This window comes from Streptomyces sp. NPDC005263 (assembly GCF_042872365.1).
Taxonomy (GTDB): Bacteria; Actinomycetota; Actinomycetes; order Streptomycetales; family Streptomycetaceae; genus Streptomyces.
The window spans coordinates 628,742-647,500 of the sequence record NZ_JBIAKJ010000004.1 but is presented as its reverse complement, the minus strand read 5'-3'; the positions used below and the strand labels follow the sequence as shown (position 1 = coordinate 647,500).

Below are 18,759 nucleotides of genomic sequence, written 5' to 3'. Positions count from 1 at the left end.
ACCGGCCGGGCGCCCCTCGTCGTCGTACGAGCTGTTGCTACAGCTTCTCGATCACGTAGTCGACGCACTTCGTCAGCGCCTCGACGTCCGCCGGGTCGATCGCCGGGAACATCGCGACGCGGAGCTGGTTGCGGCCGAGCTTGCGGTACGGCTCGGTGTCGACGACGCCGTTGGCGCGCAGGACCTTGGCGACGGCGGCGGCGTCGATCTCGTCGGAGAAGTCGATCGTGCCGATGACCTGGGAGCGCTTGGCCGGGTCGGTGACGAACGGGGTCGCGTACTTGGACTCCTCCGCCCAGCCGTAGAGGCGGGTCGAGGAGTCCTTCGTGCGGCCCGTGGACCAGGCGAGGCCGCCCTGGCCGTTGATCCACTCCAGCTGGTCGTTCAGCAGGAACAGGGTCGCGAGGGCCGGGGTGTTGTACGTCTGGTTCTTGCGGGAGTTGTCGATCGCCGTCGGGAGCGAGAAGAACTCCGGGACGTGGCGGCCGGAGGCGTGGATCCGCTCGGCGCGCTCGATCGCGGCCGGGGAGAACACGCCGATCCACAGGCCGCCGTCGGAGGCGAAGGACTTCTGCGGGGCGAAGTAGTAGACGTCGGTCTCGGCGATGTCGACGGGGAGGCCGCCGGCGCCGGAGGTGGCGTCCACCAGGACCAGGGAGCCCGCGTCGGCGCCCGCCACCCGCTTGATGGGGGCGGCGACACCGGTGGAGGTCTCGTTGTGCGTGTACGCGTACACGTCGACGCCCGCCTCGGCCCGCGGGTCGGGGTGGGTGCCGGGGTCGGCGGAGATGACCGTGGGCTCGGCGAGCCAGGGGGCGAGCTTGGAGGCCTTGGCGAACTTGGAGCTGAACTCGCCGAAGGTCAGGTGCTGGGACTTGTTCTCGATCAGGCCGTGCGTCGCGACGTCCCAGAAGGCGGTGGAGCCGCCGTTGCCGAGGACGACCTCATAGCCCTCGGGGAGCTGGAACAGCTCGCTGATGCCTTCGCGCACCTTGCCGACCAGGTTCTTGACCGGAGCCTGGCGGTGAGAGGTACCCAGGAGGGACGTACCGGTGGCGGCCAGCGCGTCCAGCGCCTCCACCCGGACCTTGGAGGGACCCGCGCCGAATCGTCCGTCGGCGGGCTTGATGTCAGCAGGAATCTGGATCTCAGCCACGTGCCGGAGCGTATCTCTTCATGAAACCGGACGGAAACGCGTCCGTCCGATGAGACGCATCGCACGACTCGCGGACCGGGTGAAAATCCAGTCCCACGGTCATGGAGAACGGGTCGGGCGGGAGGTCAGAGCGTGGGCACGGGGGTGAAGCGGACCGGCAGCTCGGTCAGTCCTCTCAGCCACGGTGAGGGCCGTCGGGTGAGGGACTCGGCGGGCACCGCCAGGTCGATGTCCGGCAGCCGGTCCAGTACGACCTCGATGCCGGTCCGCGCGATGACCTCGGCGATCTCCTGTGCCGGGAACGGGCAACGGTGCTCACCGTGGCCGAAGGAGAAGTGCGCGTTGTTGCCGCCGGTGAGCGCGGACCCGTCGGTGCGGACCTGCGGGTCGGAGTTGGCGCCCTGGAGGCCGAGCAACAGCAGATCGCCGGCGCGGATGCGGCGCCCGCCGAGGTGGGTGTCGCGCGATGCCCAGCGCCCGGCGATGTTCTGCGAGGGGGTGTCCTCCCACAGCACCTCGTTCATGGCCTCGGCGACGCTGTTGCGGCCACCGAAGAGGGAGGCGGCGAAACGGTCGTCGGTCAGCATCAGCCGCAGCGAGTTGCCGATCCAGTCGGCGGTGGGCTGGTGGCCCGCCGCCAGCATCACCACGAGGTCCTGGCCGATCTCCTCGTCGGTGAAGCCGGAGCGGTCGGCGAGCATCCGGGACAGGACGTCGTCGGCGGGGTTCACCTTCCGGTCGGCCAGCAGCTCGGACATGGAGGTGACCAGGTGGGTCTGGCCCGCGATCGCCCGCTCCCGGCCGTCGATCATGTCGTTGAGGGCGGTGACCAGGCCCGGACCCTGCTCGTCGGAGAAGCCGTAGAGACGGGCGAGGACCCGCACCGGCAGCAGCATCGCGTAGTCGGCGATGAGGTCCGTCTCGCCCTTGGCGCACACCGCGTCGATCAGTTCGTCGGCGAACCGCTCGGCGTGGCCGCGCAGGTCGGAGGCGTCGACCTCCTCCAGCGCGTCGCTGATCATGGCGGCGCGTTCGCGGTGGCGTTCGCCGACGGTGTAGAGGATCGACGGCTGCTTGCGGCCGATCATCGGCAGCAGCGGCCAGTCGTCGGGGATGGTGTCCCACAGGTTCCACAGGTCCGAGTCCCGGCTGAACAGCACCGGGTCGCCGGTGACCTGGTGCAGCTCCCGGTAGCCGAGGACCAGCCAGGCGGGCACGTCGCCGTCGAGCAGCACCGGCGTCACGGGGCCGTGCTCGCGTCGCAGCTCCCGGTACAGGCGGGTGGGTTCGGACTGGAACCGGGGCCCGCTGAGCGGGACGGCGTCGGTGGTCACGCGAACTCCTGTCGGGGCGGGGCGGCTTGGGCGGCCTGGCCGGCGTACGGGTGCTTGCCGGTGTACCGGTCCTTGAGGTGCTGGACCAGCGTGATGAGGACCTGCTTGCTGGACGCGCGGGAGCGGGCGTCGCAGTCGAGCAGCGGCACGTGCGGATCGAGGTCGAGGGCCTCGCGGACGTCCGCCTGGGCGAAGGCGGGGCCGCCGAAGTCGTTGCAGGCGACGATGAACGGCGTGCCGTGGTGTTCGAGGCGGTCGATGGCGTACCAGGAGTCGTCGATACGGCGGGTGTCGACGAGGACGACCGCGCCGAGCGTGCCGGAGAACAGCCGGTCCCACAGGAACCAGAACCGTTCCTGGCCGGGCGCGCCGAACAGGTAGAGCACATTGCGGGCGTCGAGCGTGATGCGGCCGAAGTCGAAGGCGACGGTGGTCGCGGTCTTGCCGCTCACCTCGCTGATGTCGTCGACCGCTTCGCCCGCCCGGGTCATCGTCTCCTCGGTGTTGAGCGGACGTATCTCGCTCACCGAGCGGACCAGGGTCGTCTTGCCGACGCCGAAGCCGCCGACGACCACGATCTTCAGGCCGTTGTCGGCGGAGGCACCCAGCGGGGTGCGCGCGTCAGAGGTTACGGAGTCCAACGAGCACCTGCTCCAGGAGATCGGGTTGGGGTACGGCCGCCGCGTACGGGTGGCGGGCACTGACCCGGCCCGCCGCGAGGAGGTCGGAGAGCAGGACCTTGGTGATGCTCACCGGCAGCCGCAGTTCGGCGGCCACCTCGACGACCGCGGTGGGGCGTTCGGCCATCCTGAGGATCGCCACGTGCTCCGACTGCATGCCGGGCCGGGGGTCGCTCTCGGCGACGACCAGGGTCACCAGGTCGAACGGGCTGTCGGGCCCGGGCCGGGTGCGCCCCGCGGTGAGGGTGTAGAGGCGGTCCGGGGCGTCGTCCCTGCCGGGTCGGCTCATGGCGTACGCGGCTGCGCGGTCAGGTGTTCGCCGAGCTGCTCCACCAGCTCGCTCATGTTGTGGCCGACGAGTCCGACGTCCGCGTCATCGGTGGTGACCACTGCGAGGTGCGCGCCCTGTCCGGCCTCGACGATGAACAGGACGCCCCCGTAGAACTCCGTCATCGCCGACCGCACACCTCCGCTGCCGTCGCCGAACTCGATGGACGCCCCGTGCGACAGCGACTGGATGCCGGCGGCTATCGCGGCGAGCTGGTCGGCCTGGTCGACGGTGAGCTCCGGTGTACGGCACAGCTTCAGGCCGTCGCGGGACAGCACGAGGGCGTGCCGTGCGCCCGGGGTCCGCTCCAGAAGGCCTTCGATGAGCCAGGTGAGCTTCTCGTCGGCGGTGGTCGTGCCGGTCATGAGGTGGGGTCGCCTTCCGGGTGCGCGTGCTGGTGGGACGGGATGTCGGCGGTCTCCTCGGCCGCTTCGGGTACCGCGGTGGTGGCGGTACGCGGGCCGCCTTCCCGGTCCGGGGCGGCCGGGTCGGGGAGCGCGCCGGTCCGGTCCGGGGCGGCCGGGTCCGGGAGCATGCCTTCCCGGCTGGGGTCGGCAGGGTCCTGGAGATCGGCCTGGTCCGGTGCCGCGGCGCGTACCGCCTGACGGAAGTTGTCGAAGCGGGTCGCCCGGGTACTGGCGTCGTCGGCGGCGGGACCGGGGCGCGGCTCGGTGACACGGGCCGCGCTGAGCCGACGCTCGGCCTCGGCCAGGGTCCGGCCACGGCTGCGCTTGGGCAGTCCCGCGGGCCGCTCGTCCGCCGTGTGATCCGCGGCCTCGTGGACGGGCAGGGGGTCGGGGGCCGGGGAGTGGTGCGGCGGTGCGGGGTCGGTGTCCGCGGAGTCGGGGAGTGGTACGGCGTCGGGGTCCGGGGAGTCCTGCTGGGCTGCCGGATCGGGGGCCGGGCCGGTCGTGGAGTCGGCCGGGGCGGGGGTCGCCTCGGGGCGGGGCTCCTCGGCGGGGGGACTCGGCGGCGAGGCGGGCGGCTCGGCGGGGGTGCTCGGCGAGGTGGCGGACGGCTGCCCGGCGGGCGGCTCGGCTGCGGCCGGGCTGGTGAGTATGTCCTGCGGAATGAGCATCAGGACGCCCGTCCCGCCACGCGCGGACGGCCGGAAGGACACCCTCAGGCCGTACTTGCGGGCCAGCCGCCCGACCACCGCGAGACCGAGCCGGGTGCCGGTGAGACCGCCGATCCCGGTGGACTGGCCGGAGATCGCCTCCTCGGCGCGGCGCAGCTGCACCTCGCCCATGACGAGTCCGCTGTCCTCGACGGACACGATCACTCCGGCCGGCACCTCCTCCACGTAGACGTGGACCTCGGCGGACGGCGGCGAGAAGTTGGCGGCGTTGTCCAGGAGTTCGGCGAGCGCGTGCATCACGCCCTCGGCGGCGTGGCCGGCGACCGCTGCCTCGCTGGACGAGTGGACACGCACCCGCCGATAGCCGCTGATGCGGCCCATCGCGCCCCGCATGATCGACTCCATGACGATGGGGCGCGCCCAACGGCGGCCGGAGCGGGCGCCGGTGAGGACCGCGACGGAGTCGGCGAGCCGGCCCGCCTGCGCGGTGCGGTGGTCGAGGTGGAGGAGATCGGCGAGGACGTCCTCGTCGCCGTGCCGTTCCTCCATCGCCCGCAGGTCGGCCAGCATGCCGGTGGAGAGGGCCTGCATCCGGCCGGCCGCGTTGGCGGTGGCGGAGATGGCCGCGGCACGCTCGCCGGTGGCCCGGCGGAGTTGGGCGGTGAGCCGGGAGTTCTCGCCGGCCAGGCGGTCGCGTTCCTCGACGAGTTGGGTGCGCTCCTGGGCGAAGGACTCGGTGAGGCGGTCGCGTTCCTCGGCGAAGGACTCGGTGAGCTGGACGCGTTCCTCGGCGAAGGACTCGGTGAGCTGGACGCGTTCGTTGCTGAAGGAGTCGGTGATCCGGGTGCGTTCCCAGTCGGACTCGGCCCTCAGCCGGGTGCGTTCCCGGGCGAGTTCGACGGTCAGGCGGTCGTGCTCCCGGCGGGACTCCTCGGCCAGCCGGGCCCGTTCCTGGAGCAGCCGTCCCGCGTCCAGGGTGACGGCCTCCAGCCGGTCGCGGGTGAGCCGGGCCGTCTGGAGGCCGTGAGCGGCCAGAGTGACGGCCGCGCACAGCAGCAGGGCGGCGGTGGTGGCGCCCCAGGCGAGCGGGGTGCGCACCGACGAGGGTGCCTCGGCGACCGCACCGGCGACGGCGAGCGCGGACAGGACGGCGGCGAGCAGCAGAACCGGCGCGACGGTGCGGAAGGCGGGCCGGTCGCCGGGCAGGGTGGGCGCGGTCATGAAGGGGATCCTCGGTCCGGTCCTCGGTCGGGTCCTCGGGCGGTCGCCGTCGTGCCGCGGGCGGCCCTCGTCGGGTCCTTTACGGGTGGTTGAGTGGTGGTTCAGGGCAGCGCGAACAGCGCCACTGTGTGTGCAGGGTGGCTCAACTGGCGGTCACTATAGGAGACTTTCCGACCGAATCGGGAATGTCTTGTTCCGTTTATGACAATGTGACCTCGGTCCGAGCGCGGCCCGGCATCCCCCTGTGGACAAGCGGCCTCGCCGTCTGTGGACAAGTGGCCTCGTCGTCGTAGGCCGGATGCACTCTGGACGCATGAGGGATCTCGAGGCAGAGCTGCGGAGGGCGGTCCGGGGTGAGGTCGGGTTCGACGTCACGTCCCGGGCGCTGGTCACCATGGACGCGTCCAACTACCGGCGGGTGCCGCTCGGGGTGGTCGCCCCCCGGGACGCCGACGACGTGGCGGCCGTCCTGGCGGTGTGCCGGGCGCAGGGCGTGCCGGTGGTGCCGCGCGGCGGGGGCACGTCGATCGCCGGGCAGGCGACGGGCACGGGCGTGGTGCTGGACTTCACCCGGCACATGAACCGCCTGCTGTCCCTCGACCCGGAGGCCGGCCTCGCGGTCGTGCAGCCGGGCCTGGTCCTCGACCGCCTCCAGGAGGCCGCCGCCCCGCACGGACTGCGCTTCGGCCCCGACCCGTCCACCCACAGCCGCTGCACGCTCGGCGGGATGATCGGCAACAACTCGTGCGGCTCGCACTCGGTCGCGTGGGGGACGACCGCGGACAGCGTGCGTGACCTGTCGGTGCTCACCGCGCGCGGCGAGCGGCTGCGGCTCGGGCAGGGGTGGCAGGGGGCGCCGGAGGGCCTGCGGGACCTGGTGGACGGCGAACTGTCCCGGCTGCGCACCGGCTTCCCCGACCTGCCCCGCCGCATCTCCGGGTACGCGCTGGACGCGCTGCTGCCCGAGAACCACGCCGACGTCGCCCGCTCCTTCTGCGGCTCGGAGGGCACCCTCGGCGTCCTCACGGAGGCCGTCGTACGGCTGGTGCGGGCGCCCCGCGCGCGGGCGCTGGCCGTGCTCGGGTACGCCGACGAGAGCGCGGCGGCGGAGGCGGCGTCCGGTCTGCTGCCGCACCGGCCGCTCACCGTGGAGGGCATGGCCGCCGACCTCGTGCCCTCGGCGGCCGACCTGCCGCGCGGCGGGGCCTGGCTGTTCGTGGAGACCGGCGGCGACACGGAGGCTCAGGCACGGGCGGGTGCCGAGCGGATCGTGCGGGCGGCGGACGTCGTCGACGCGCTGGTGGTCACGGACCCGGCCGCTCAGCGGGCGCTGTGGCGCATCCGGGAGGACGCGAGCGGCACGGCCACCAGGACACCGGACGGCGCCGAGGCCTGGCCCGGCTGGGAGGACTGCGCGGTCCCACCCGCCCGGCTGGGCGCCTACCTGCGAGACTTCCGGGCGCTGCTGCGGACACACGGGCTGCGCGGCACCCCGTACGGCCACTTCGGGGACGGCTGCATCCACGTCCGCATCGACTTCGACCTGCTCACCGACGCGGGAGTGGCCCGTTTCCGGAGCTTCTCCCAGGACCTGGCCGAGCTGGTCGTCGCCCACGGCGGTTCACTGTCCGGCGAACACGGCGACGGGCAGGCGCGGGCGGAGCTGCTGCCTCGGATGTACGGCGAGGAGACGGTCGCGCTGTTCGAGCGCGCGAAGGCCGTCTGGGACCCGGACGACCTGCTCAACCCCGGCATGCTGGTCCGCCCGGCACCCCTCGACACCAACCTCCGCTTCTCCGTCCTCCCGCGCGAACCGGTGGACGTGGCCTTCGGCTACCCCTCCGACGGCGGCGACTTCTCGGCCGCGGTGCGCCGCTGCGTGGGGGTCGCGAAATGCCGTACGGAGTCCGTGTCGGGTTCCGCCGTCATGTGCCCGTCCTTCCGCGCGACCGGCGAGGAGGCGCACTCCACGCGCGGGCGGGCCCGGCTGCTGCACGAGATGCTCGCGGGGGAGCTGGTCACCGACGGCTGGCGCTCGCCGGAGGTCCGGGACGCGCTGGACCTGTGCCTGTCCTGCAAGGGCTGCCGCTCCGACTGCCCGGTCGAGGTCGACATGGCCACCTACAAGGCGGAGTTCCTGCACCACCACTACGCCGGGCGCCGCCGCCCGGCCGCCCACTACAGCATGGGGTGGCTGCCGGTGTGGCTGCGCGCGGTGGCCCGCACCCGGACGGCTCCGGTGGTCAACGCCCTGGCCGCCGTACGGCCCCTCGCGTGGCTGGTGAAGCGGCTCGGCGGGATCGCGCCCGAGCGGGAGATCCCCCGGGTGGCGGGGGAGACGTTCAGCGGCTGGTGGCGCGGGCGGGCGCCCGCGCGGCCCTCCGGCGACGGCGATCTGGTCGTCCTCTGGCCGGACACCTTCACCGAGCACCTGTCGCCGTCGGTGGGCCGGGCGGCCGTACGGGTACTGGAGGCGGCGGGGCTGCGGGTGGCGCTGCCGCCGACCCTGCGGATGCGGGTGCGCCCGGTGGGGGACGGTACGTCCAGGGCGGCGATCTCCCTGCTGAGCGTGCGGCAGAGCCGGGTCTGCTGTGGTCTGACCTACGTATCCACCGGTCAACTCGACCGCGCCCGTACGGTGTTGCGCCGCACCCTCGACCTGATGGCCCCGGTGCTGGAGACGGACGCCCCCGTGGTCGTCCTGGAACCCAGCTGCGCGGCCGCGCTCCGCACGGACCTGCCGGAGCTGCTGCACGACGATCCGCGCGCGGCCCGCCTGGCCGCGAGGGTCCTCACCTTCGCGGAGGCGCTGGAACGCCTGGCCCCCGACTGGACGCCACCCCGCGTCGACCGCCCGGTGGCCGGCCAGACCCACTGCCACCAACACGCCGTCCTCGGCGACACCGCCGACCGGAGGCTGCGTCAAGCCGCTCGGCTCTCCGGCGAACTGAGCGGCGGTTGCTGCGGCCTCGCGGGTAACTTCGGCTTCGAGAAAGGCCACTTCGAGGTGTCGAAGGCCAGCGCGGAGGACCAGCTCCTGCCCGCGGTACGAGCAGCCGAGGACGGCACGGCGATCCTCGCCGACGGCTTCTCCTGCCGCACCCAGCTGGAACAGCTGGCGGGGGTGCGGGGGAGGCATCTGGCGGAGGTGCTGGCGGATGGGTTGACGGAGGGGGCGGCGGACGGGACCGGCCGCCCGTCCACCGAGTGAGGCGAGTCCATGAAACCGAATGAGGGGGCTAGTCCATGGCGCTGAACCGCGTCGCAGTTCTGTCCGACATCCACGGCGTGTTGCCCGCCCTGGAGGCCGTGCTCGCCGAGCCTGAGGTGGCCGGCGCCGAGCGGATCGTGCTCACCGGGGACATCACGGCGGGCCCGCAGCCGTCCGAGGTGATCGACCTGCTGCGGGCGCAGGGCGAGCGGGTGTCGTGGGTCTCGGGTAACGCGGACCGTGAGCTGGTCGAGTACCGCCGGGGAGAGCGGGATGACATCCCCGACCCGATCGGCCCGTACGCCGCGGGCCGGCTCCGCGCGGAACAGGTCGACTTCCTCGCCGGGCTGCCCGAGTCGCTGGTGCTGGAGGTCGATGGTCACGGCAAGGTCCTGTTCTGCCATGCCACACCCCGTGACGACGAGGAGGTCGTCCTCGTCGACTCCCGCCTCGACCGCTGGGCGGAGGTGTTCGCCGGTCTGCCCGACGACATCCGCACGGTGGTCTGCGGCCATACCCACATGCCCTTCGTCCGCCTCGCCCACGGCCGCCTGGTCGTCAACCCCGGCAGCGTCGGCATGCCGTACGGCCGCCCGGGCGCCCACTGGTGCCTGCTCGGCCCGGGCACCGACCTGCGCGTGACGCCGTACGACATCCCGGCGGCCCGGGCCCGGCTGGCGGCGGACTGCGACTACCCGGACATCGCCGCATGGGCCGACGAGTACCTCGACGCCCGTGCCACGGACGCCGACGCGCTGGCGGTGTTCGGGCCCAGGGATGGTCGGATCGCGGGGAGGTGAGGTGCCCTGGACGGGGCCTGGCCGGGGCCCTGACCACATGCTGGGACAGCTGCATAAACGGTTCACACACCTGACGTAGTCCACTACCCTGGACTGCGTCGTACAGTGAGATGGACGATCTCCAGTGTATTCGGCCGACTCAGTCCCCGGCCCATTCCGCAGCCCAGTCCCCTGGAAGGTCCCGTGAGCACCCCCAGCGCCGCCACCCCCGCCACTCCGTCCCCGGCCGGCGCGGCCCCCGCGGTCGCCCCGGCGGGCGCACCGGTCGGTGGTCCGGGCCGCGGCGGTTCCCTCGGTCCGGTGGGGCTGGTGCTCGCCGGAGGGGTCTCGGTGCAGTTCGGTGCCGCTCTCGCGGTGACCCTGATGCCGCGGGCCGGCGCGTTCGGCGTGGTCACCCTGCGGCTGCTCGCGGCGGCTGTCGTGCTCCTGGTGGTCTGCCGCCCCCGGCTGCGCGGCCACTCCCGTACGGACTGGGGCACGGTCGTCGTCTTCGGGCTCACCATGGCCGCGATGAACGGCCTGTTCTACCAGGCCGTCGACCGCATCCCCCTCGGCCCCGCCGTCACCCTGGAGGTGCTCGGCCCCCTCACGCTCTCCGTCCTCGCCTCCCGGCGCGCGATCAACGCGCTGTGGGCCGCGCTCGCCCTGGCCGGTGTCTTCCTCCTCGGCGGCGGAGGCTTCGGCAGCCTCGACCCGGTGGGCATCGCCTTCGCCCTGAGTGCGGGCGCCATGTGGGCGGCGTACATCGTCTTCAGCGCACGTACGGGCCGCCGCTTCCCGCAGGCCGACGGGCTCGCCCTCGCCATGGGGGTCGCGGCGCTGGCGTTCCTCCCGGTCGGTGTCGCCGGGGCGGGCGCGAAGCTCCTCGACCCGACGACGGTCGCCCTGGGCTCGGCGGTCGCCGTCCTCTCGTCCGTCCTGCCGTACACCCTCGAACTCCTCGCCCTGAGGCGCCTGCCCGCCTCCACCTTCGCGATCCTCATGAGCCTGGAACCGGCCCTCGCCGCCACCGCCGGCTTCCTGATCCTCAACCAGACCCTGGCGCTCCCCGAGGCCGCCGCGATCGCTTTGGTCATCGTGGCGAGCATGGGCGCGGTGCGGACGCAGGTGGGTCGCGGCCGGGGGCGGAAGACGGTCCCGGAGGCCTGAGAACGGCGGTGGTCAACGGCCGCGGTGGTCATCGGGTGGTCAAGCACGCATCAGCCCGTGGCCAAACGGTCGTATGGGTTCCGCATGCCCCACCCTCTTCGCCCTGACATGGCGATATTTGCCCGTTTGCCTGCTGGCTACGGTGGTCCCGCCACCCGGCCACTGGGAACCACGGGGAAGAGGAGACGGTGGTGGACACACCGATCCGTTCGCGCCTTCTCGACTACGACGAGTCCGTGCCGGGGCAGCCGTCCGCGGGTCCGGCCCAGGCGGCGGCACCGGGGCCTGAGCCCCGCAGATCACGTCTCCTCGACTACGTCGACCACATCGACCACGCCGATTACGCCGACCCCTCTGTGACGGATGTGACGGAGCAGCCACCGGGCCCGAAGCCGGGTGTCCCCGCCTACCACACACCCGTGTTCGTGCCCGCCCATCCCCGCTACGCCGACACCACGGAACCCTCCGGCACCCCCGCCCGCGTGCCCTTCATCGCCTACGAACTCTTCGAGCACCCCCCGGACAGGACCGTGGCGTTCGCCTTCACCACCCTGGCCGGGCTGGTGGCGGCGCTCGGCGAGGCACAGCCGTGGGTCGCCACCTCCATCGGCCCGCTGGCCGAGGCGCTGGGCGCGCACGGTGCCGGCGTGCTGCTCGACCCGCGGATCGCCCCGGGCCCCCACAACTGGCAACCGGCCGACCTGGCCGCCTACGCACGGGAGACGCGCTGATGGCGGTCGACTTCAAGGCGGTCCTGAGCGACCTCACGTCGATGTCGAGGACCTTCCACGACGAGGCCGTCAACTACCGCAAGCTGCACGCCGACGTGGCCCCGCCCATCGCCGACGGCGGAGACGCCGGGCTCGACAGCGCGATCAAGGAGGTCGCGGACCTCGTCATCGCCCTGCACACCGGCTTCGCCGACCGGCTGGACGACCACGGCGACAAGGTGGCCCACGCCCGCGACTCCTTCCAGCGGCACGACATCGACGTACACGGGCTATTCGAGGACCTGATGGTGGGTGACGGCTGATGGCGGACAGCTGGGTCGGCGGTGACATCGGCGGGCTGCGCACGATGGCCGAGACGTACCGCAACGCCAAGGAAAAACTGGACGGGGTCGTGCGGCCGCTCGGCCGGGCCGTCGACGGACTGGTGGACGACGCGACCTGGAAGGGCGAGGCCGCCGAGTCCTTCCGCGCCGCCTGGAGCGAGGACGCGCTCGCGGCGGGCGCGTTCGCGAGTCTCGTGCACAGCGCGGGCGACATCCTCTCCGACCTCGTCGACGCCCTGTCCACCTGCGAGACGGCCCTGCAGAACGCGGAACACACGGCCACCCGCGCCGGGGTCGGCATGGCGGACAAGGGTGTGCCCCTGACCATCGTCACCGCGAACCCCCCGAGCGCGGACGACCAGAAGACCATCTCCGCGCTGCACGATTACGACACGGTGCGCCGGCAGATCCTGCACACCGCCCAGCACGCGCGACTGGTGGCGGCGGAGAAGCTGCGGGGCCTGTACGCGCAGGTGACCGCACCGGTGTCGACGGGCGACAAGGTCACCGTCGCGGACTACCTGCGGGGCCTGTACGCCTATGACGCCGAGGACGCGCGGGCGGGCGGCAACGACGCCCGGGCGAAGCTCGACGACGCCAAGGCGCAGGAGCAGGCCGCCAAGAAGGAGCTCCGCGCGGAACGCAAGGCGTACCAGAAAGCGGGCCGCAGACTGCCCAAGGACCTTCCGGCGAAGGGCGCCTACGCCGACGCGGCCACCAAGGTCGACTCCCTGGAGGAGGCCCTGGCCCGCGCCGACCACGGCAGCACCGCGCTGCCGTACGACCGGGCCCTGAACGTCAAGCTGGCCGACGCGGCGGACGCGCTGCGCGCGGGCAAGAGCCTGGAGAAACTCCCGGACTTCCTCAAGGAGGTCCCGGTCCTGGACGTCGCCGCGGCCGGTGCCTGCGGGCTGCTGGAAGCCTCGGACGACCACGACAAGGGCTGGTCCTGGCAGAAGTCCGTCACCGTGGACGGAGGCGCCAACGTCGCCGGGCTGGTGGCCGGTACCGCCATCACGGCGGGACTGGTGGCCGCCGCGCCCTTCGACGTACCCGTGGCCGTGGTGGCCGGGGTCGGGGGCGCGGTGGTGATCGGGGCGACCGGCATCATCGACCACTCGTTCCACGAGCACTGGAGCGAGGACATCCACGACCACGGCGTGGTCGGCGGGGTGCTCACCGGATCGGGCCACGTTCTCTCGGAGACCGGGGACGACTTCGTACGACTGAAGGATGACGTCTGGCATGGCATCAAGAGCATCTTCTGACGTTCCCGCCCCCGCCCCCCACACCCCGCCCCCGATCCCGGCCCTGCCGGGCCTCGGTACCACCTGGTACCGACGGGGCCCCCGCTACTGGCTGCGCCGCGCCCTCGGTGCGGTCCTCTGGTTCGCCGTGCTGGCCTTCTTCTGCTACATCGCCCTCGTCCTCTACGGCAGCTTCCGGGGCGACCTGCCGCCGACCGTGCGCACCGTGTGGGACTGGGCGCAGGCGGTGGCCTCCTGCGGGGCGGTGGTGTGGGGCTGGCAGGTGCAGCGCCGGGACCACCACGAGAAGCTCCAGGATCCGCCGACCCCCGACCAGGCCCGCCGCGACAAACGCGACGAGACCCGCCGCTCGGTGGGCCTGACCCTCGCCGCCAGGTTCCTCTTCGTGATCGCGGCACCCGTCATGCCGGCCTGCGCCGCCTGGTGCGCCGGCTGGGCCGTCGCGGCGTTCACGGTGCGGGAGTATCCGAGCGAGGTGGGTGCCAGGCGCTGGGTGCGGGAGCATCCGGCGGGGGCGTGACGTCGTCCGGACGGATACGTCTGGGGCGTGAAGTGACACTCTTGGTACCTAGGCGCGACGGTGCTCCCCGAGTCGGAAGCGACCCGCCGTTGGGCGCAAGCAGTCAGGATCGACTTCCCCTTCCGTTCCGGCGAGATACCCGTAGCGGTACGCGTGTGGCAGGGGGAGGTGCAGGCCGCGGGGCCGGTGAAGGCTTGCGCTATGCAATTGGAGGTATATACCGTTGATTGCATGGCCGAGCGGTGGCAGATCGAAATCGAACCCGAGGTGCGGGATTGGCTGGAGTTGCTTCCGTTCCGCCTCTACCGACGGGTGGAGGACAAGACGGACCGTCTCTTGGACGAGCCGACGACGCTTGGTGAGCCGTACTCGCGTCACCTGGGCGGCAAGCTGCGTGAGCTGCGCTTCGAATTGGACGGCGAGGCTGTGCGCATCCCGTACTGGCTCGCCCCCGGACAGCGGATCGTTCTGTTGACGGTGTTCCGTAAGACGAGGATGCGTGAGGCGGCGGAAGTCGAGCGTGCGCATCAGGCCCAGAAGGTCTGCGAGGTCGAGCATGGCCGGGCCGAGCACACCTACGATCGGCGCAAGGAGAGTTGATGAATCACAGCACGTGGAGGACGCGCCGGGCCCGGCAGCTTGCGGGTGAGGCGGTCGAGTACGACCAGGAGTACGTCGACGCGCGGCTGGCCGGCGATCTCGGGCAGGCGGTCTACGACCGTCGGATCGAACTCGGACTGTCCCAGGCCGAACTGGCCGAACGGGCCGGGATGACGCAGCCCCAGGTGTCCCGGACGGAGGGCGGAGACACCGTGCCCACTCTTCCGCTGCTGCGACGCCTGGCAAAGGCCCTGGACGGCACCCTGAACCTGGCCATCGACGAGGGTGACTCCCACGTCACCTTCACCCCCCACGCCGCATGAAAATCGAGTTCCGCTCGGTCCGTCGAGGACATCGTCGGCGCACGCCGCCGGCTGCGTGAGCGCCCGGCCGGAGCGTGCCTCGCGCAGATCTCGTCCGCACCGAAGGAGGCGCGTGAGTATCTGGCCACCGCCGCGGGCGTCTACCGTGACGCCGCCACGGCGGTACACACGGAGTGACCGGGGGCTGGGAGTACCTCCCGGACGAGGAGAGCGTGGCGGCCGGAGCTCCGCGCGCGTTTCTCGACGAGGTGGAGAAGAAGGCCGACGAACTCGTCCGTGCCGATGAAGCCCTCTGCCTGCACGGCCGGGATACCAGGGGATGGATGAAGGGGCGAAGCACGCTTTCGTTCTCGGCGGGTTCTTCGTCTACATGATCACGCCGCGCTCTGAATTCGTCTCCATCTGGCAGGTGACAGCCGATCCCCTTCCGTGAAGCTTCAGCACTTCTCCCAGACCGAGACGTGCTGTTCGCTCTCGCTCGTGAAGGGGTTCCTGGTCCAGCCGTCCCAGCGGTCGCGCAGCCGGAGCCCGGCCAGCTGGGCCATGAGGTCGAGTTCCGCTGGCCACACGTACCGGAAGGGGACGGACCAGAAGGAGCCGCGGCCGTCCACGACCTCGACGTAGTTCGAACTCATCGCCTGGGTCGCCACGTCGTACACGTCGAACGACCACTTCGTCGCACTCGTGTGGAACGGCCGGACGTTCTGCCCGGGTGGAAGCCGACGCAGGTCGGGGACTCCGACTTCGACGACGAAGGTTCCGCCGGGTTCCAGATGGTCGGCGACATTGCGGAAGCAGGCGACCTGTTCGGCCTGTGACGTCAGATTCATGATCGTGTTGAAGACCAGGTACGCCACGGAGAAGGTGCCGTCGACCTTCGTCGTCGCGAAGTCGCCGATCGTCACGCCGATGGCGTCACCGCCGGGTTTGGCCCGCAGCCGGTTCACCATCGCCCGCGACATGTCGACGCCGTGCACCGCGACACCGCGCCGCGCCAACGGCAGGGCGATACGTCCGGTCCCGATGGCCAGCTCCAAGGCCCGCCCGCCGTCGGCCAATCCGGCGAGGACGTCGACCGCCGGGTCCACGACATCGGACGCGAACATTCCCGCAGAAGACTCGTCGTATTTCTCGGCGATCGGCTCGTCGAAGTAGCCATCAGGATCGGCGTAGCTCTCGGCGTCATCCATCGGGCGACCGTACTGCGGGCGTCGGCAGCGCCGCATGCCCTTTTGCCAGCAGCCCGAGGCGGTCGGTACCCCAATGGGCTGTCGGCGCCAGGACGTCCGCCCCGACGTACCTACCGGCCCGCGCGCACCCACGCCAACCGTGCACGGGGCCGCCCCTCGCTCACCGGGCCGGGCACTCCACAGACCAGTGCCACAACCGTGCAGGCCTCCCGCCGGTGCTCCGGACACTCCCGCCACGGGTCGTCGTGGCCAGGGCGGCGAGGTGCCCGCTTTCGCGGGTTACAGCTCGCTGCGTTGCCACTGTCTGTGTTCGACGTCGTGTGCGGCCTCGTCGGCCGTACGGTGACGCACCTACTCGACCCAGGCCACGGCGAGTTCGCCGAAGACCTGCATGTTGCCAGGGGAGGTCCCGTCGTTCTCGGTTAACAGGGCCAGCAGCTCGGCGGCGGCCGGGCTGTCCTGGTCGCAGGTGGCGCACAGCACGGCTTCCTTGAAGCCGTGCACCTTCGCACCGCGCCCGTTCTCGATGGTGCTCGGAAACTGCGCCATAACCTGAAGATTGCGCATCGCATCATTTCCGCGGACGACCGCATGGTCCTGGCCGGCGCCATGGCCATGGACGAACAGCAGGCCAAGGCACCCGCCTCACCAAACCGTTCGGCGAGAAGATCGAGATCCCCGCGGCGTTGACTGCACACTCGACACCGCTGGTTTCCAGGCACCCGAGGCCCCCGAAGCGTGACACGCAGGCGTGTGCCGTCGGCAGACGGGCTCCCGCATGGCTGACGGCTCCGCGGCCGTCGTGACCCCGAGGGGGCAGGTCAGGTTCGGCGGGCCTCGGCGTCCCGTCTGGCGGCTGCGCTCCTGGCCTCGCGTTCCTGTGCGAAGGCCGTGCTGAGTTCAGCCGTCACTTCGTTCATGGTGAAGGGTTCGCCGCACCCTTCACACACGGTGCCGCTCAGACCCACCTCGCGACCGCATGTCTTGTGAATGTGGTGGACGGCGACCTCTTCCCCGGGCTCCTTGCACCATGTCTCGCCCCATGCCCGCAGGGCGAGCAGCACCGAGGCGAAGGCTTCGCCCTTGTCGGTGAGGTGGTACTCGTAGCGGCGGGGCCTCTCGCTGTACGCACGGCGTTCGAGCATGCCGTCGGCCTCCAGCCGCTTGAGGCGGTTGGTCAGCATCTGCGGCGAAGTCAGGGTCTGGACCTGCAATGTGTCGAAGCGGCGGTTGCCCATTGCCAGCTCCCGCATGATCACGAGCGTCCAGCGGTCCCCGATCACCGCGCTCGACCGCGCGACGGGGCACTGCGTGCTCGTGATCTCTGACCAGCCAGCCATACCGACGTCCTCCTCGTGAACTCGTTCCGCCCCCATCATCGCAGAGATCGAACGAGTGTCTATGAAAAACAGAGTTGGTAGCTATGTTTTTTTGAGTTACTCTCTGGGTGAGCCGAGAGAGCGTCCATGTGGCAAGGCGTGGACTCCTCGGCGCTTCTGGAGGCACCACTCATGACCGATACGCAGTACGACCCGGCGCACACGGGGCTGCTCCTGGTGGACCCGTACAACGACTTCCTCTCCGAAGGGGGCAAGGTTTGGCCTCTGGTCGAAGAGGTCGCCAAGGAGGTCGGCCTGCTCGACAACCTGCGCGCGGTGGTGGCCGCCGCGCGTGCGGCCGGCATCCAGGTCTTCGTCGTCCCGCACCGTCGCGGGCGCGAGGGCAACTACGCGAACTGGAACTACCTCACCCGGGACCAGGCCGCCGCCAAGGAGAACCTGGTGTTCGAAGACGGAGCCTGGGGCGGCGACTGGCACCCGGACTTCGTTCCCCAGGCGAACGATGTAGTGATCCACGAGCACTGGGCGCAGAGCGGGTTCGCCAACACCGATCTCGACTTCCAGCTCAAGAAGCACGGCATCACCCACGTGGTGACCGTCGGCATGCTGGCCAACTCCTGCATCGAGTCGACCAGCCGCTTCGCCATGGAGCTGGGCTACCACGTGACCCTGGTACGCGGAGCGACCGCCGCGTTCAGCCGGGAATTGCTGCACGCGGCCCACGAGCTGAACGGTCCGACGTACGCCCACGCCATCCTGAGCACCGACGAGCTCGTCACCGCCTTCAAGGGCGCACACGTCTGACGCTCACCACAGAATCGCCCAACGGGGGCGATATCTCTCGATTGCAAATGCATAGGTGACTCACTGCTCATGCGGTGCGTTGCACTGAGAAAGGATCAGATCTTGTCGAACGACCAGGTGGTACACACCCTGCAGATGACCGCGTCAGAGGTGACGGCTAAGGTCGACGCGCCGATCGAGGCGGTCGACATCGCTGACTGGGTGCTGAACCTGCCCGACGCGGAGTACCAGCGTTGCGCGCCGGGCGAGCACATCGCTGCGGGCCGGACGACCACGGATGACGGGCGCCCGATGGTCATCTGCGTGGAGAACGTCGGCGGCAGCCTCATCATCCAGCACTACGTGGCCGAGGTGCACGAGCCGCACCACTGCCGCATGGTGTCGCTGACCGATGCGCAGACAGCGGGCGTCTGGACCAAAGCCCAGGTCACGTGGGACCTGCGGGTGGAGCCGATCGATGACAAAACCTGCCGTCTGACCAACACCGTGACCGTCCACCCCACCCAAGGCTTCCTGGACCTTCTCGCTCAGGGTGGCGTGAGCTTTGACGACGCCGCCGCGCAACAGCAGGCCTCGACCCACGCCCACAACCAGCGCGAGACTCCGCTCTACGCGGCCAGCTTGGCACGCAAGGCACTGGCCAAGTCGGCCGTGAGCTGATCTCTCCGTCTCGGCGGCCACTGCTGCGCCGTCGCCCGCGCCC

At 71.2% G+C, this 18,759-nt stretch carries 20 protein-coding genes; 11 read left to right on the top strand and 9 right to left on the bottom strand.

Annotated features, from left to right (window positions below; all coding sequences use genetic code 11):
- Positions 1–37: 37 nt before the first annotated feature.
- The 6 genes from serC to ACFYRY_RS21420 all read right to left on the bottom strand — a co-directional run bounded on the left by serC (position 38) and on the right by ACFYRY_RS21420 (position 5,797).
- Positions 38–1,156 carry a phosphoserine transaminase gene (gene serC, locus ACFYRY_RS21445; protein WP_389147708.1) on the bottom strand — a complete coding sequence of 373 codons (1,119 nt, stop codon included), beginning with the start codon at positions 1,154–1,156 and terminating at the stop codon, positions 38–40.
- 125 nt (positions 1,157–1,281) lie between these two features.
- Positions 1,282–2,490: a cytochrome P450 gene (locus ACFYRY_RS21440; RefSeq protein WP_389147706.1), complete on the bottom strand. Its 1,209-nt coding sequence runs from the start codon at positions 2,488–2,490 to the stop codon at positions 1,282–1,284.
- Entirely contained in the window at positions 2,487–3,131 is a 645-nt protein-coding gene (locus ACFYRY_RS21435) for an ATP/GTP-binding protein (RefSeq protein ID WP_389147703.1), read from the bottom strand. The genes ACFYRY_RS21440 and ACFYRY_RS21435 overlap by 4 nt, the downstream gene beginning before the upstream one ends.
- Positions 3,112–3,459 (bottom strand): DUF742 domain-containing protein, encoded by a 348-nt coding sequence (locus ACFYRY_RS21430; protein ID WP_389147701.1) that lies wholly within the window; start codon positions 3,457–3,459, stop codon positions 3,112–3,114. Before ACFYRY_RS21430 ends, ACFYRY_RS21435 begins: the two co-directional genes overlap by 20 nt.
- Positions 3,456–3,863: a roadblock/LC7 domain-containing protein gene (locus ACFYRY_RS21425; RefSeq protein ID WP_389147698.1), complete on the bottom strand. Its 408-nt coding sequence runs from the start codon at positions 3,861–3,863 to the stop codon at positions 3,456–3,458. The genes ACFYRY_RS21430 and ACFYRY_RS21425 overlap by 4 nt, the downstream gene beginning before the upstream one ends.
- Positions 3,860–5,797: an ATP-binding protein gene (locus ACFYRY_RS21420; protein ID WP_389147695.1), complete on the bottom strand. Its 1,938-nt coding sequence runs from the start codon at positions 5,795–5,797 to the stop codon at positions 3,860–3,862. Before ACFYRY_RS21420 ends, ACFYRY_RS21425 begins: the two co-directional genes overlap by 4 nt.
- Before the next feature lie 313 nt (positions 5,798–6,110).
- On the opposite strand from ACFYRY_RS21420, the gene ACFYRY_RS21415 reads away from it, so the two are divergent.
- The 9 genes from ACFYRY_RS21415 (at position 6,111) to ACFYRY_RS21375 (ending at position 14,722) form a co-directional block, all read left to right on the top strand.
- Positions 6,111–9,008 carry an FAD-binding and (Fe-S)-binding domain-containing protein gene (locus tag ACFYRY_RS21415; RefSeq protein WP_389147692.1) on the top strand — a complete coding sequence of 966 codons (2,898 nt, stop codon included), beginning with the start codon at positions 6,111–6,113 and terminating at the stop codon, positions 9,006–9,008.
- A 35-nt stretch (positions 9,009–9,043) separates the two neighbouring features.
- A complete protein-coding gene (locus ACFYRY_RS21410) occupies positions 9,044–9,808 on the top strand; it encodes a metallophosphoesterase family protein (protein WP_389147689.1) in 765 nt (254 codons plus the stop codon).
- A gap of 183 nt (positions 9,809–9,991) precedes the next feature.
- A complete protein-coding gene (locus tag ACFYRY_RS21405) occupies positions 9,992–10,957 on the top strand; it encodes a DMT family transporter (protein WP_389147687.1) in 966 nt (321 codons plus the stop codon).
- A gap of 191 nt (positions 10,958–11,148) precedes the next feature.
- Positions 11,149–11,688: an SAV_915 family protein gene (locus tag ACFYRY_RS21400; RefSeq protein ID WP_389147684.1), complete on the top strand. Its 540-nt coding sequence runs from the start codon at positions 11,149–11,151 to the stop codon at positions 11,686–11,688.
- A complete protein-coding gene (locus ACFYRY_RS21395; RefSeq protein WP_389147681.1) occupies positions 11,688–11,990 on the top strand; it encodes a DUF6317 family protein in 303 nt (100 codons plus the stop codon). The genes ACFYRY_RS21400 and ACFYRY_RS21395 overlap by 1 nt, the downstream gene beginning before the upstream one ends.
- A complete protein-coding gene (locus tag ACFYRY_RS21390; protein WP_389147679.1) occupies positions 11,990–13,279 on the top strand; it encodes a WXG100 family type VII secretion target in 1,290 nt (429 codons plus the stop codon). Before ACFYRY_RS21395 ends, ACFYRY_RS21390 begins: the two co-directional genes overlap by 1 nt.
- Positions 13,257–13,799, top strand: a complete 543-nt coding sequence (locus ACFYRY_RS21385) for a hypothetical protein (RefSeq protein ID WP_389147676.1) — start codon at positions 13,257–13,259, stop codon at positions 13,797–13,799. Before ACFYRY_RS21390 ends, ACFYRY_RS21385 begins: the two co-directional genes overlap by 23 nt.
- 231 nt (positions 13,800–14,030) lie before the next feature.
- Positions 14,031–14,399, top strand: a complete 369-nt coding sequence (locus ACFYRY_RS21380) for a type II toxin-antitoxin system RelE/ParE family toxin (protein WP_389147673.1) — start codon at positions 14,031–14,033, stop codon at positions 14,397–14,399.
- Positions 14,399–14,722, top strand: coding sequence for a helix-turn-helix domain-containing protein (locus ACFYRY_RS21375; protein ID WP_389147671.1), 324 nt, complete (start codon positions 14,399–14,401; stop codon positions 14,720–14,722). Before ACFYRY_RS21380 ends, ACFYRY_RS21375 begins: the two co-directional genes overlap by 1 nt.
- Before the next feature lie 437 nt (positions 14,723–15,159).
- Here the strand turns inward: ACFYRY_RS21375 and ACFYRY_RS21370 are convergent, their stop codons facing one another.
- The 3 genes from ACFYRY_RS21370 to ACFYRY_RS21360 all read right to left on the bottom strand — a co-directional run bounded on the left by ACFYRY_RS21370 (position 15,160) and on the right by ACFYRY_RS21360 (position 17,291).
- Positions 15,160–15,912 carry a class I SAM-dependent DNA methyltransferase gene (locus ACFYRY_RS21370; RefSeq protein WP_389147668.1) on the bottom strand — a complete coding sequence of 251 codons (753 nt, stop codon included), beginning with the start codon at positions 15,910–15,912 and terminating at the stop codon, positions 15,160–15,162.
- 351 nt (positions 15,913–16,263) lie between these two features.
- On the bottom strand, positions 16,264–16,461 hold the full coding sequence (locus ACFYRY_RS21365) for a DUF6300 family protein (RefSeq protein ID WP_389147666.1): 198 nt from the start codon (positions 16,459–16,461) through the stop codon (positions 16,264–16,266).
- 272 nt (positions 16,462–16,733) lie between these two features.
- Positions 16,734–17,291, bottom strand: coding sequence for a winged helix-turn-helix transcriptional regulator (locus tag ACFYRY_RS21360; protein ID WP_389147663.1), 558 nt, complete (start codon positions 17,289–17,291; stop codon positions 16,734–16,736).
- Positions 17,292–17,423: 132 nt separating this feature from the next.
- On the opposite strand from ACFYRY_RS21360, the gene ACFYRY_RS21355 reads away from it, so the two are divergent.
- The gene (locus ACFYRY_RS21355) at positions 17,424–18,056 is read left to right on the top strand and encodes an isochorismatase family cysteine hydrolase (RefSeq protein ID WP_389147660.1); all 633 of its coding nucleotides are present in this window, start codon (positions 17,424–17,426) and stop codon (positions 18,054–18,056) included.
- 102 nt (positions 18,057–18,158) lie between these two features.
- Positions 18,159–18,716 (top strand): SRPBCC family protein, encoded by a 558-nt coding sequence (locus ACFYRY_RS21350; protein WP_389147658.1) that lies wholly within the window; start codon positions 18,159–18,161, stop codon positions 18,714–18,716.
- Positions 18,717–18,759 lie beyond the last annotated feature (43 nt).

Coding starts and splice junctions, on each gene's coding strand:
- ACFYRY_RS21430 (WP_389147701.1), bottom strand. CDS start 3,459: ATGAGCCGACCCGGCAGGGACGACGCCCCGGACCGCCTCTACACCCTC.
- ACFYRY_RS21425 (WP_389147698.1), bottom strand. CDS start 3,863: ATGACCGGCACGACCACCGCCGACGAGAAGCTCACCTGGCTCATCGAA.
- ACFYRY_RS21420 (WP_389147695.1), bottom strand. CDS start 5,797: ATGACCGCGCCCACCCTGCCCGGCGACCGGCCCGCCTTCCGCACCGTC.
- ACFYRY_RS21415 (WP_389147692.1), top strand. CDS start 6,111: ATGAGGGATCTCGAGGCAGAGCTGCGGAGGGCGGTCCGGGGTGAGGTC.
- ACFYRY_RS21410 (WP_389147689.1), top strand. CDS start 9,044: ATGGCGCTGAACCGCGTCGCAGTTCTGTCCGACATCCACGGCGTGTTG.
- ACFYRY_RS21395 (WP_389147681.1), top strand. CDS start 11,688: ATGGCGGTCGACTTCAAGGCGGTCCTGAGCGACCTCACGTCGATGTCG.
- ACFYRY_RS21390 (WP_389147679.1), top strand. CDS start 11,990: ATGGCGGACAGCTGGGTCGGCGGTGACATCGGCGGGCTGCGCACGATG.
- ACFYRY_RS21385 (WP_389147676.1), top strand. CDS start 13,257: ATGGCATCAAGAGCATCTTCTGACGTTCCCGCCCCCGCCCCCCACACC.
- ACFYRY_RS21380 (WP_389147673.1), top strand. CDS start 14,031: ATGGCCGAGCGGTGGCAGATCGAAATCGAACCCGAGGTGCGGGATTGG.
- ACFYRY_RS21375 (WP_389147671.1), top strand. CDS start 14,399: ATGAATCACAGCACGTGGAGGACGCGCCGGGCCCGGCAGCTTGCGGGT.
- ACFYRY_RS21370 (WP_389147668.1), bottom strand. CDS start 15,912: ATGGATGACGCCGAGAGCTACGCCGATCCTGATGGCTACTTCGACGAG.
- ACFYRY_RS21365 (WP_389147666.1), bottom strand. CDS start 16,461: ATGGCGCAGTTTCCGAGCACCATCGAGAACGGGCGCGGTGCGAAGGTG.
- ACFYRY_RS21360 (WP_389147663.1), bottom strand. CDS start 17,291: ATGATGGGGGCGGAACGAGTTCACGAGGAGGACGTCGGTATGGCTGGC.
- ACFYRY_RS21355 (WP_389147660.1), top strand. CDS start 17,424: ATGACCGATACGCAGTACGACCCGGCGCACACGGGGCTGCTCCTGGTG.